At 43.5% G+C, this 12,920-nt stretch carries 11 protein-coding genes; 2 read left to right on the forward strand and 9 right to left on the reverse strand.

All coding sequences use genetic code 11. The features are described from left to right. Positions 1-13: 13 nt before the first annotated feature. The 9 genes from purN to purE form a co-directional block, all read right to left on the reverse strand. Entirely contained in the window at positions 14-610 is a 597-nt protein-coding gene (gene purN / locus HMPREF0091_RS05455; protein WP_006303317.1) for a phosphoribosylglycinamide formyltransferase, read from the reverse strand. 3 nt (positions 611-613) lie between these two features. Then, entirely contained in the window at positions 614-1,666 is a 1,053-nt protein-coding gene (purM, locus tag HMPREF0091_RS05460) for a phosphoribosylformylglycinamidine cyclo-ligase (RefSeq protein WP_010241829.1), read from the reverse strand. Between the two features lie 51 nt (positions 1,667-1,717). Beyond that, the gene (purF, locus tag HMPREF0091_RS05465; RefSeq protein WP_006303319.1) at positions 1,718-3,286 is read right to left on the reverse strand and encodes an amidophosphoribosyltransferase; all 1,569 of its coding nucleotides are present in this window, start codon (positions 3,284-3,286) and stop codon (positions 1,718-1,720) included. Between the two features lie 14 nt (positions 3,287-3,300). Next, positions 3,301-5,517 (reverse strand): phosphoribosylformylglycinamidine synthase subunit PurL, encoded by a 2,217-nt coding sequence (gene purL, locus HMPREF0091_RS05470; RefSeq protein WP_006303320.1) that lies wholly within the window; start codon positions 5,515-5,517, stop codon positions 3,301-3,303. Next, positions 5,514-6,197, reverse strand: coding sequence for a phosphoribosylformylglycinamidine synthase subunit PurQ (gene purQ / locus HMPREF0091_RS05475; protein WP_006303321.1), 684 nt, complete (start codon positions 6,195-6,197; stop codon positions 5,514-5,516). Before purQ ends, purL begins: the two co-directional genes overlap by 4 nt. A 10-nt stretch (positions 6,198-6,207) precedes the next feature. Next, positions 6,208-6,531, reverse strand: coding sequence for a phosphoribosylformylglycinamidine synthase subunit PurS (gene purS, locus HMPREF0091_RS05480; RefSeq protein WP_006303322.1), 324 nt, complete (start codon positions 6,529-6,531; stop codon positions 6,208-6,210). Between the two features lie 25 nt (positions 6,532-6,556). Then, positions 6,557-7,273, reverse strand: coding sequence for a phosphoribosylaminoimidazolesuccinocarboxamide synthase (gene purC / locus HMPREF0091_RS05485; protein ID WP_006303323.1), 717 nt, complete (start codon positions 7,271-7,273; stop codon positions 6,557-6,559). 80 nt (positions 7,274-7,353) lie between these two features. Beyond that, complete coding sequence (purK, locus tag HMPREF0091_RS05490; protein WP_006303324.1) at positions 7,354-8,532, reverse strand: 5-(carboxyamino)imidazole ribonucleotide synthase; 1,179 nt, start codon at positions 8,530-8,532, stop codon at positions 7,354-7,356. After that, positions 8,516-9,073 (reverse strand): 5-(carboxyamino)imidazole ribonucleotide mutase, encoded by a 558-nt coding sequence (gene purE / locus HMPREF0091_RS05495; protein ID WP_010241836.1) that lies wholly within the window; start codon positions 9,071-9,073, stop codon positions 8,516-8,518. The genes purK and purE overlap by 17 nt, the downstream gene beginning before the upstream one ends. 336 nt (positions 9,074-9,409) lie before the next feature. Between purE and HMPREF0091_RS05500 the strand changes: the two genes are divergently transcribed. Then, the gene (locus HMPREF0091_RS05500) at positions 9,410-11,188 is read left to right on the forward strand and encodes an ABC transporter ATP-binding protein/permease (protein WP_006303326.1); all 1,779 of its coding nucleotides are present in this window, start codon (positions 9,410-9,412) and stop codon (positions 11,186-11,188) included. Next, positions 11,188-12,918 (forward strand): amino acid ABC transporter ATP-binding/permease protein, encoded by a 1,731-nt coding sequence (locus HMPREF0091_RS05505; RefSeq protein WP_006303327.1) that lies wholly within the window; start codon positions 11,188-11,190, stop codon positions 12,916-12,918. Before HMPREF0091_RS05500 ends, HMPREF0091_RS05505 begins: the two co-directional genes overlap by 1 nt. Positions 12,919-12,920: the final 2 nt, after the last annotated feature.

The raw sequence follows: 12,920 nt of genomic DNA on the forward strand, positions 1-12,920 counted from the left end.
CGTGTGCGATATGTTACGCACTCACGAGTTCATCAGTATCAAACGTACTTTTACAGGCAATTTTTATCAAAACAGAAGGGTATAACAAATGCTCTGCTTCATGAATACGCGCTTCAAAACTATCAATGGTATCATCGTCAAAGCGAGGAACTTGCACTTGACTTATAACTGTTCCCGTGTCTATTCCCTCGTCAATGTAATGAACGGTTACCCCTGAAATCTTTACTTTTGCAGCAAAAGCATCTGCAATAGCTGTAGCTCCTGGGAAGGAAGGTAAAAGTGCAGGATGAATGTTGATGATTTTTTGGGGAAATGCGTCCAACATAGGCTTATGTAAAATACGCATATAGCCTGCCAATGCCACAAAATCTATTTTATAGCGCTTGCAAAGTGCAACAAGAGCTTGCTCGTAATCTGCACGCGTTGCAAAATCACAAGGAGAGAAAACCTCAAGCGGAACGCCTAATTTTTTAGCGCGCGTACACACATACGCATGTGGGTTGTCACAAAAAAGAAGCGCAATATCTAAAACATGCGTTTGACGACAACATATATCATAAATTGCTTCAAAATTTGTTCCAGAACCCGATGCAAAAACAGCAAGTCTCATAACTTAGTGCTCCTCGGAGGTCTTTGTGTCTATAACAATTTGTGGCCTATCTTGTAAATATGCAGACGAGCCATACTCCATAGAATCAGCTTCCTCTACCTCACCAATCACAAACACCTGTTCACCTGCGGTTTTTAGAGCGTCCATTACCTTTTGGGCATCGCTTTTACCAACAGAAAGGACAAGACCAATGCCCATATTAAAATATTCAAACATAGACGCATACTCAAGATTACCCTGCTCTTGAAGCATGCTAAAGACGGCTGGTTTTTCCCATGATCCATCGTATATATGTGCGCACAAATCACTTGGCAACATACGTGGAATGTTTTCAACAAATCCACCGCCTGTGATATGGGAGATCCCGTGAATAAGCCCTTGCTGTACAAGCGGAAGAACGCTTTTTACATAGATTTTAGTAGGCTCCAAAAGCTCAGGATGTTGCGATAGCGATTGACCTAAAATAGAACGAACAAGACTAAATCCATTTGAATGTACACCCGAAGAAGCTAATCCTACAAGTACATCACCCTCATGCACCAGCGATTTATGCAAAAGCGCACGACGCTCGGCAATGCCCACACAAAAACCTGCTAAATCAAACTCATCTGATTCATACAGACCAGGCATCTCTGCCATTTCGCCGCCAATAAGCGCAGCACCTGCTTGTTTACACCCCTCGCACACGCCTTTAACCAACGCTTCCATACGTTCAGGCGAATTTTTGCCCACGCTTATGTAATCGAGGAAAAACAGAGGCTCAGCACCTTGTGCAAGAACATCGTTTACGCACATAGCAACACAGTCTATGCCAACAGTATCGAGTCGATTAAGTTGCTTTGCTAACAGGATTTTAGTACCAACACCATCGGTTCCCGAAACTAAAACGGGATCGTCAAAGTGAAAGTCTTTAAGCGAAAATAAACCAGCAAAGCCACCCAGATCGCCCAAAACTTCTTTTCGATATGTTGCATGAACATGCTTTTTTATACGAGATACGGCTTCATATCCTGCTTCTACATCAACACCTGCTTGAGAATATGCATTTTGGCTCATAAGAATCCTTTCCATTTGGAATGCAAAACACATCGTACATGCATGCCTGTGTTATTGAACACGATCGGTAATATGCGAAGCATGTTTAAGCGGCACTTGATTTACCTCGGCAAGTGAGGCTTTGTAATCCTGCTCGTAATCAAACAAGCGTGTTGGATAATCACCGTTAAAGTACGCCATACACAAACCTTGATACGGAGCATCCACATGCAGATCAATCGCTTTAATAAGACCTTGCTCACTTAAATACGCAAGTGATGTTGCTCCAATAAAGGACCTAATGTATTCAAGGCTGTGACCTGCTGCAATAAGCTCACGCGTATCCGAAATATTAATTCCATAAAAACACGGATATTTAAGAGCAGGACTCGCAATGCGTACGTGCACTTCTCGCGCACCAGCTTCAAAGAGCAGCGCAACAATTAAACGCGAGGTAGTGCCACGCACAATTGAATCATCAACCATCACGATGCTTTTACCTTCAACGATCTTGCGCACCGCCGACAACTTCATGCGTACGCCTCGCCGGCGCTCGGCCTGAGTAGGTTGTATAAACGTTCTGCCAATATACTGATTTTTAACGAGCCCCATTTCGTTAGGCAAACCCGACGCTTCAGCATAGCCCATAGCTGCGGAAAGCGAAGAATTGGGTACACCTATCACCAAATCGGCCTGCGGACACGGAGTCTCGTGCGCAAGAATTTCACCAGAGCGTTTGCGCGCCGTGTGAACACATACATCGTGAATAACCGAATCGGGTCGCGCAAAGTAGATATACTCCATCGCGCAAATTGCCTGTTGATGGTGGCTGGTATAATATTCGCGTGTAACCTGGCCGTCTTTAATAAACACTACTTCACCAGGCTCAACATCAAATAAAAATGATGCACCAATTTGATTAAGCGCGCACGATTCGCTTGCCATACAATATGCACCGTCGCCCAGTTTTCCTACAACCAAAGGCCTAAAACCGCAGGGGTCACAGGCACCAATCAACTCATCGCCCGTTGCTAAAATATAGGTAAATCCACCTTTTACCTGAAAAAGTGCGTCTTTTATCTGCTCATGAAACGAGCTTTTTGAACTATGACGAATAAGATGCATTAAAATCTCTGAGTCACTGGTAGAGTTAAAAATAGCTCCTTGGTCTTCAAGACGTTTCCGCAGTGTTATGCTGTTTACAAGATTGCCGTTATGCGCAAGCGCTACATTTATATCCGAAAATCTGAATACAAATGGCTGAATATTATTAATTGACGCATCGCCACAAGTTGAATAACGAACATGTCCTAATGCAATATCGCCTGGAAGCTCAGAAAAATCCTTACGTTGGCAAAAAACTTCACTTACTAAACCAAGACCACGTTTTTGATAAACACGCGGCTGTGCCGCTCCATCTTTACCGAGGTGAGTAAAACTTACAATACCTGCGCCTTCCTGACCTCTATGCTGCAATGCAATAAGTCCAAAGAAACTCAAAAGGCTTGCATCACAGTGATGGTACACGCCAATGAGGCCACACTCTTCATGCGGCTCATCACGAGCAATGTCTTGATAATCGCAGCTTACAAGTTCGCCTGCCTGCGCGTCATATTCATGCATAAAAGTTGTTTCGGTCATATGATCTCCTGCTCCTACATGTGACGCGAAATAGTTGTTTCCCAGCAGCACTTAAGCTCGTCTATGCAAACACTCAACTGCTCATCCAATGTTGTAATACGTAGCTCTGCTTCTTCGGTTACATAGCCTACCTGCTTAAATTGAGCTCCATAAGCCTGCTCAAACGCAGGGCGCTTATCTGCAGGAACGCTTAAAACAAAACGCGATTGCGTTTCGGCAAATATGCACGGCGTATGCATATCAAGCGTGACCGTAGCTCCAACGCCATGCTCAAAGCAGCACTCGCTTAAAGCAACTGCCAGTCCACCTTCGCTCACGTCGGTACATGCAGAAACAAAGCCATCTTTAATTGCATGCAAAATGAGCTCTTGATTGTGCGTTTCCGCCTCAAGATCAAAGGCAAAAAGCTTTCCGCTTACACGTCCGCACTCAAGATTTTGCAGCTCAGATCCGTTAAAGTCGGCGTGTGTTGTACCAAGCGTATAAATTACATCACCAGCTTTTTTGAAATGAGAAGAAGTAATATGCGATAAATCTTCGATCAAGCCCACCATACCAATCATAGGAGTTGGCATAATAGCGTGGCCATTTGTCTCGTTATTAAGCGATACATTTCCCGAAACAACAGGCGTTTTAAGAGCAGAGCAAGCATCGCCAATACCACGCGCGCTTTCTTTAATCTCGTAGAATATCTCGGGGTCTTTTGGATTTCCAAAGTTTAGACAATCTGTAATTGCCAAAGGCTGAGCACCCGTTGCCACTAAATTGCGCGCAGCTTCGCAAACAGCAATTTGACCTCCCACAAAAGGATCAAGATAGATATAGCGCGCGTTACAATCGGTGGTAGCGGCAAGTGCTTTATTAGTCCCACGAACACGAATAACCGCAGCTGATGAGCCTGGCCCCACAACCGTAGACGTGCGTACCATGGTATCGTAGGTTTCGTATACACGCTTTTTAGAAGCGATGGTAGGAGTCGCCAACAGATTCTTAAGCGTCTGAACCGCATCGGTAAAGCAGGGCGTATACTGCTCTTGGAGCGCCTGCGCGATACGCTGAGGCTCACGCGACTCATTTTCATATACGGGTGCATTCTCACTTAATGCATCAACAGGAATATCAGCAACCAGCTTACCCTTGTGATATAGCTTATATTGGTGTCCTTCGCAAACTTCACCAATTTTTACCGCATCCAAGCTGTACTTTTTACAAATCTGAATAATTATATCTTCATGACCTTTTGCAACACATAAAAGCATGCGCTCCTGAGATTCGGAGAGCATCATTTCGTATGGTGTCATATGTGTTTCACGCTGTGGAACAAAATCAAGGTTGAGCTCCATACCCATATGCGCTTTTGAAGCCATTTCCGAACTAGAAGAAACAAGGCCGGCTGCGCCCATGTCTTGAATACCTACCAACTCATCAGGACAAGTTGTAATGATATCTAAGCACGCTTCCAAAAGGAGCTTTTCCATAAAAGGATCTCCTACTTGAACAGCAGAACGCTTAGACTTTTTAGTGGTATCAAATTCCTCACTTGCAAACGTTGCGCCGTGAATTCCGTCACGACCAGTTTTTGCGCCTACATAAATGATAGAATTTCCAGCTCCAGCTGCACGACCAAGCTTTAAGTCGCACGTTTTCATCAGACCAACGCACATAACGTTAACCAGCGGATTTCCCTGATATGATTCATCAAAAGCAATTTCGCCGCCAACGGTTGGTATACCAATGCAATTGCCATACCCCGAAATACCATGAATAATTTCTTTGAACAAATATTCTGTACGAGCGTTATCAAGCGAGGAAAACCTGAGCGAATCCAAAACGGCAATGGGGCGCGCACCCATACTAAAAATATCGCGTAAAATACCGCCTACGCCAGTAGCAGCTCCTTCATAAGGCTCAACTGCAGACGGGTGATTGTGACTCTCGGCCTTAAATACCACAGCCAATCCATCACCAATGTCAACAACACCTGCACCTTCACCTGGTCCTTGAATTACACGAGGGCCTTTTGTGGGAAACTTACGCAATACTGGTTTTGTATTCTTATATGAACAGTGTTCGCTCCACATAACGGCAAATAAACCGCATTCCGTATAATTAGGTAATCTACCTAAAATCTTGCACGCATGTTCGTATTCTTCTTCGGACATCGCCCAATCTTTATATATTTTTGTTTGACGAATTTCTTCACACGTAGGCTCTTTACCATAGGAACTCATGCATGTACCTCGTCTTTCTTAAATGCTGCAACCATTGATTTAAATACACAAAGACCGTCTTTGCCGCCTAAAAGCTCCTCAACAGCACGCTCGGGGTGAGGCATCATGCCAATTACGTTGCCACGCTCATTGGTGATACCTGCTATATTTGCAACGGAGCCATTAGGATTTTCGCCTTCGTAGGTAAAAATGATTTGATTGTGTGCACGCATAGATGCAAGCGTTTGTTCGTCGCAATAATAATTACCCTCACCATGAGCAATGGGAAGCGTGATAATTTGATCCTTCTTAAATGCCGAGGAAAATGCACTTGTATTATTGACAACCCTTAATTTTTGCCACTTACAAACAAAATGTAAGTTAGTGTTGCGCAAAAATGCACCAGGCAAAAAGCCTGCCTCAACAAGAATCTGAAAACCGTTGCAAGTTCCTAAAACAAGTTTTCCTTGTTCAACAAAGCGCTTAACTTCTGACATGATGGGTGCAAAACGAGCAATTGCGCCGCTTCGTAGATAGTCACCGTACGAAAAACCTCCTGGCAACATAACCGCATCAAATCCTTCAAGTGAAGTTTGTGAAGCAGGTACGTATTGTGCTTCTTCGCCCAAAACATCACGAAGCGCGCAAAGCATATCCATATCGCAGTTAGACCCTAAAAATTGAATAACGGCAAATTTCATACCCGCTCCTTTAGTGTGTATCCGCAGCTGAGGAATTGTTTTGCGTGCATTTTGTATCGGCAATTAACGTTGTTTCTCCAGTTGCGCTGTCATGATGCCAAATGGTATACACAAAGCTTTCGGTGTTAACGTTTGCAAGCAATTTGTCGGCAATTTCTTCAACAACATTCACAGGATGTTCTTCGGTATCGTCAAGCATCATCTCAAAATATTTGCCCTGACGCACGCTTTCCACCGAAGCATAATTCATCTGATGTACAGCCTTTTTAATTGCCTGACCTTGAGGGTCTAAAATGGACTCTTTATAACTTACATAAATTTCTACGTTATACATCAAACAACCTATCTCTTAGTTGGGTTTAAGACAAAGCAGAACAAAGACGCTCGTAAACTGCTTTATAGAAGGGAATCATATCTTCGTCGGAGTTTCTAAAAATATCTTTATCAAAGCTCTCGTGCGTGTGTACATCCCAAAGTCTGCAGTTATCGGGAGAAAACTCATCTCCTAATACAACTTCTCCATCGGCGTTTGTACCAAATTCAAGCTTAAAATCAACCAATATTAAACCAGCGCGCTTAAAAAGTTCTGTGAGCAGCGTATTTACTTCTAGGGTAAGACGTTTAATTTCTTGCAGCTGAGCAGGGGTTGCCAAGTGCATAAACATCAAATTATCGTCTGTTAACAGCGGGTCATGCAAATCGTCAGATTTATAGTAAAACTCAATCATGCCGCCCTTAAACTCGGTGCCTTTTTCAATACCAAGACGTCGAACGATGCTTCCAGCTGCGAGGTTTCTTAACACAACTTCAAGCTCAAACATATCAAGTTTTTCAACAAGCTCTTCTGTATCGGAAATAATCTTTTTGAGATGGGTTTTAATGCCGTGATCAGCTAAATATGCAAAAATAAGGCGTGTAATTTTTTGATTGAGCTCACCTTTACCAGCTATTTGCTCTTTTTTAGCACCATCACCTGCAGTTGCCTGATCTTTATAGACCATCCAAAGCAGACGAGGGTCATCGGTTTCGTACATATCTTTTGCTTTTCCCACATAAGACAGTTTCCCCTTTTGCATGTACAATCCTTTCTCGCTGTACGTTTTGTCTTACCTACTAACCATCTACATGTACCATCTTTACCAGCAGTAACCTATGGCTACACATTATCTTTTGTCCAAATACCGCATTCATCGAACGCTTTAAGCTGTAGCGTAGTGTCTTTGCACAATGCGGTAACGTGCCCCATTTTGCGTGCATAACGAGCCTCGCCCTTGCCATACAGGTGATAATGCCAGTCAGCGTGCTCATTCATACTGTTATAGGTGCCTTCAACGTGCTGACCAAGAACGTTCATCATAACAGCAGGTGAAAGCAGATGTGGCTGGGCTATATGCATGCCACAGATGGCTCGTATGTGTAGATCAAATTGCGAAAAATCGCAGGCTTCAATGGTGTAATGACCAGAATTATGCGGCCTGGGTGCAAGTTCGTTTATCATGATGGAGCCATCGTGTAATACAAACATCTCAACGCCTAAATCACCAACAAGATGCGCTGCATGGGCAATTTTGAGCGCTTCAGCACGTGCACGCTCACGAATAAACTCTGAAATACGCGCTGGTACCACAGAAGCATGCAGAATATTATGTTTATGAATATTCTCAGACGGCTCAAAAAGTGCCATGGTGCCAAATGTGTCGCCACACACCATAACCGAAATTTCGCACACAAAATCAATCCAGGCTTCTAACAAACATACCTGTTGCTCAATAAGCTTATGAGCTGCGTCTATATCATCTTTCGATCTAATGACTACCTGACCTTTACCGTCATATCCAAAACGAGATGTTTTAAGGACACACGGCATGCCCAAGCGCTCAATCCCCTCCTTCAAATCTTGCGGAGTAGCAACACGCGCATGAGGAGCAACTATGGTATGCGCGTCCAACAAAAAACGCCTCTCATCGAGGCGGTTCTGGCTTGCGCGTAGCAGTTTTGTTCCCTGAGGCAGATAGAGTGCTCCCTCGTGTTGCAAGGTGTCAAGCACACCAGTGTCAACATTTTCAAACTCATAGGTAATAACATCACATGCTTGGGAAAATGAACGCAGTGCTTCCACATCGCTATACTCATTTTGATAGTGAAAATCGCTTACCTGAGCTGCAGAGCAATTTTTTAGCGGATCAAGAATACCTACGCGATAGCCCATTTCTTTTGCAGATTGAGCAAGCATTTGACCAAGTTGACCGCCGCCTATGATTCCAATGGTTTGACCAGGTAGAATTTGTTTAGCAGGCGATGAGGCTATATCTATTGTATTAGTCAAGATTCTCACTCATTTCGCGCGCAGATAAATTAAGCTCGTGCCTATAGGCAGCGAGCTTTTCCGCAAGTTGATGATTTGTAATTGAAAGAATTTGTACGGCAAGAAGTCCTGCATTTTTTGCACCAGCCGCGCCAATTGCAAGCGTTGCAACCGGAATCCCTGCCGGCATTTGCACAATTGACAGCAATGAATCCATGCCGTGGAGTGCGTGAGTTTGCACAGGAACGCCCAAAACAGGAAGTGTAGTTTGAGCTGCAATTATCCCTGGTAAATGTGCGCTTCCTCCAGCGCCTGCAATAATAACCTTAATTCCATTTTTGCGGGCTGCAACTGCAAATTCACGCATTTCAAGCGGCATGCGATGTGCAGAAATTACTTGCTTGGAATAAGGAATATTAAAATCTTCCAGAATTTGGCAACTTAACTTCATGGTTTCCCAATCGGACTTACTGCCCATAACCACCGCAACGCAAGGCTGCGCGCCTGCGTTAGTTGCCGAAACAAACGATGCTTTAGTTTTGTCGCGAGACAAAACATGTACATCCGACATACCAGAACTTCCTTTCTGAACGTACCAAATGAAACGCTTTATAAAAGGTATAGCTCTGTAAAACATGATACCTACGTGCGCTTATGCACACAACGAGGCGTGAGGTGCGCCCGACTCATGTCCTACATTCACAATATAACGAGTTTTACGTGCGTTTAGAATGCATGAAACATACAGTTAATAGTTAGGATATCTATAACAATAAATCTACACATACGCGCTCTTGCAATATTTTGTACAATAGCGATAGACACAAATCGCACGAAGCTTTTGCGAACATCTAAATAGAAAAACGCAGAGTAGCTCAAGTACGCCACACCATAAAGCGAGAAAATCATGGTAGACAAACGACTTTTAACATTAGTTCCACAAGCAAAAAAAGAAATTGCAAAAACGGTAGCAGCACAATATATAGGTCTTATTGCCACCATATGCTTTTCGGCCACACTGGCATATGTCCTAGCAGCTATGCTTACGCACACAAGCATAGCTGTATATGCTTGCCTAGGTGTTTGTGCGACGGCGATCATATTAAAATGTGCCTCGTCATACGCAACAGAGCTTTATTCATTTGCGGCGGCTCGTGACATTAAACTTGTCTTACGGTCCAAGATTTATGAAAAGCTAGCGCGCTTAGATGCGGCATCAGCACAAAATATTTCAACAGCAGAACTGATACAGACTACCGTTGAAGGAACTGAGCAACTTGAGATATATTTTGGCAAATTTTTGCCGCAACTTGTATATGCGTGTTTAGCACCTCTTACGTTATTTGTGGTACTGGCGTTTGTAAACATAGTTGCAGCAGCGGCGCTTTTAGTATTTGTGCCTCTTATACCTGCAATTATTATGATTATTCAGTCTATTGCCAAACGCGTTATGGGTGCATACTGGAAATCCTATACAAATTTAGGCGATGTTTTTCTCGAAAATTTACAAGGTTTAGTAACACTTAAAATATACAATGCCGACAAAGCGCGTCATGAAGCCATGAACGAACAAGCACAGGATTTTCGGCGTGCAACCATGCGTCTGCTTAAAATGCAGCTCAATTCAATTATGGTGATGGACGTGGCAGCATTTGGAGGAGCGGTCGCTGGCATCAGCGTAGCGTTTTTCCAACTTTTGAACGGGTCGCTTGACGTGTTTGGATTTTTGCTTATCGTCCTATTATCTGCAGAGTTCTTTATACCCATGCGCACGCTTGGCTCATATTTTCATATTGCCATGAACGGTATGAGTGCAAGCAACAAAATATTTATGTTTTTGAATACGCCCGAAACAAAGCGCGGAATACACGATTTACCTGTGCTTGCGCAAAAATCACCTATGAGTGACACCTGTACCATTACATTTGATCACGTAAGCTTTGCATATCCTTTGCAAAACAATGTTAGCAATGAAGTGCCTGTAAACGTTTTACATGATGTATCATTTACGCTTCCAACTCATGGAATGAGCGCCTTTGTTGGTACAAGCGGAAGCGGAAAATCAACTATCGCACATCTTATTGCAGGTGCATACCCTCATTTTTCGGGTAGTATCATGCTCAACGGCCGCTCTATCAATGATATAAGCACAAACGCTATATCGCGTGCAATAACCACCGTTTCAGCCGAAAATTATATATTTAGCGGCACGATACGAGAAATGTTGTTGTTAGCAGATAGATATGCCTCTGACGAGCTACTCTGGCATGTACTCAAACAGGCGCGCATTGCTGATTTTGTCAAAGCACACGGCGGACTTGAAATGCATGTAGAAACGCAAGGAACTAACCTTTCTGGTGGTCAAAAGCAGCGTTTGTGCTTTGCACGTGCACTTTTGCATAACAGCGCATACTACATTTTTGATGAAGCAACCAATAGCATAGATGTTGAATCAGAAGAACACCTCAACCACGCGATCCTTGAACTTGCATCTAGCAAGGGCGTATTAGTTATCTCACATCGATTGGCAAATGTTGTACCTGCTGACTGCATTTATGTACTGGATAAAGGCAAACTTGTAGGAAAAGGTACTCATGCTGAATTGTTGGCTCATTGCTTGGCATATCAAACAATGTGGAAAACTCAACAAGAGCTTGAACAAATTAGACAAGGAGAGCTGGCATAATGAGCGCACAACAACATACAACAAATCCATCGCCGATACGCCAGCACAAGCGCACGGCACTTTCATGCATCCTTGCCATGTTAAAGCTTATACACTCATTTATAGGCGTAGTTGTAGCGGCAACCGTATGCGGTATTCTTGGATTTTTGTGCGCTATTTTTATTCCTGTAGGCGCCCTTATTGGTTTGGGGATGGCTCTGCATCTTCCAAGCTCTAGCTTTGGAGGGTACTCGGCGCAGACAACGCTTACATTGATTATTGGCATACTTATATGTCTTGCACTCATGCGCGGAGCGCTGCGCTATCTTGAACAACTGTGTAACCACTACATAGCTTTTAAGCTGCTTGCCGATATTCGTGACAAAGTTTTTGGCAAAATGAGAGAACTTACTCCTGCTAAATTAAGCTCATCTGATGCTGGCAATCTTATTTCACTTATTACCTCTGACGTTGAGTTGCTTGAGGTCTTTTACGCGCATACCATATCTCCGATTTTCATTGCCCTCATTGTGAGCACGATCATGACCATACTTTTAGCTGGTATTCATCCTCTTTGTGGATTGGTTGCGTTAATTTCCTACGCCGTAACTGGTATTTTGTTGCCTCTGTGGACATACACACGCATGGGCAGCCTTGGAAAGCAACTTCGTTCTAAAACTGCTACATTAAGCAACTGTGTGCTCGAAAATATACAGGGGGTTCGTGTTGCGCATCAGTTTTTAGCCACCGATATTAGAAAAGAGCACATGATACAAAAATCGCATGAGTTACTCCAAGTTCAAAAGATTACAGCTGCTCAAACGGGGTTTAGTACATCGGTGTCTCATGCAGTAGTTATGCTGTGTAGCCTGTCTCAACTTGCCTTAACGTACACGCTGGTAACTCATGAAATCATTCTGCCTCTTGACGGCATAATTGCCACAGGCATGTTATTTTCTTCTTTTGGACCCGTACTCGCATTGGCGAAGCTTGGTTCAACATTACAAGGCACCCTTGCTGCTGGAGAACGCGTGTTGTCGCTGCTGGACGAGGCGCCCTTAGTGCGCCAGGTTGTAGATGGATCTTGTGTTTCGTGCGACAATGCAGCCGCACGAAACGTAAGCTTTTTGTATGAGCACCATCAAAATCCAGTTTTAGAGAATGTATCCTGCGATATACCACAAGGATCTATTGTGGGTATTACAGGAGCAAGTGGTTCGGGGAAATCAACATTATACAGACTTTTAATGCGCTTTTGGGATGTATCAAAAGGTGTTATTACTATTTCTAAAACACCCATACAAGATATTACAACAACAAGCTTACGTTCTGGTCAAGCGCTTGTTGAACAAGATACGTATCTTTTTCGCGAAAGCATAAAAGACAACATTAGGCTTGCTCGTCCAACAGCAAGCTTTGATGAGATTGTTCATGCTTGTAAACAAGCTTCATTGCACGATTTTATTATGAGCTTGCCTCACGGATATGACACCGTATTAACCCAAGGCTCAAGCTCACTATCAGGTGGACAGCGTCAGCGCATAGGTGTTGCCCGCGCATTCTTACACCAAGGTTCAATGTTGCTGCTTGACGAACCTACGAGCAATTTGGACGCGCTTAATGAAGCACGCGTCCTTACAAGTATTAACCAAATTAAAAGAAAACGAACAATTGTGCTTATTTCGCACAGAACGTCTACGCTTAACTGCGCAGATAAGATCTATCATGTGGAGAGCGGAAAGCTTGTGTAACG

Source organism: Fannyhessea vaginae DSM 15829 (genome assembly GCF_000159235.2).
GTDB classification, from domain to species: Bacteria; Actinomycetota; Coriobacteriia; order Coriobacteriales; family Atopobiaceae; genus Fannyhessea; species Fannyhessea vaginae.

Coding starts and splice junctions, on each gene's coding strand:
- purN (WP_006303317.1), bottom strand. CDS start 610: ATGAGACTTGCTGTTTTTGCATCGGGTTCTGGAACAAATTTTGAAGCA.
- purM (WP_010241829.1), bottom strand. CDS start 1,666: ATGAGCCAAAATGCATATTCTCAAGCAGGTGTTGATGTAGAAGCAGGA.
- purF (WP_006303319.1), bottom strand. CDS start 3,286: ATGACCGAAACAACTTTTATGCATGAATATGACGCGCAGGCAGGCGAA.
- purL (WP_006303320.1), bottom strand. CDS start 5,517: ATGAGTTCCTATGGTAAAGAGCCTACGTGTGAAGAAATTCGTCAAACA.
- purQ (WP_006303321.1), bottom strand. CDS start 6,197: ATGAAATTTGCCGTTATTCAATTTTTAGGGTCTAACTGCGATATGGAT.
- purS (WP_006303322.1), bottom strand. CDS start 6,531: ATGTATAACGTAGAAATTTATGTAAGTTATAAAGAGTCCATTTTAGAC.
- purC (WP_006303323.1), bottom strand. CDS start 7,273: ATGCAAAAGGGGAAACTGTCTTATGTGGGAAAAGCAAAAGATATGTAC.
- purE (WP_010241836.1), bottom strand. CDS start 9,073: ATGTCGGATGTACATGTTTTGTCTCGCGACAAAACTAAAGCATCGTTT.
- HMPREF0091_RS05500 (WP_006303326.1), top strand. CDS start 9,410: ATGGTAGACAAACGACTTTTAACATTAGTTCCACAAGCAAAAAAAGAA.
- HMPREF0091_RS05505 (WP_006303327.1), top strand. CDS start 11,188: ATGAGCGCACAACAACATACAACAAATCCATCGCCGATACGCCAGCAC.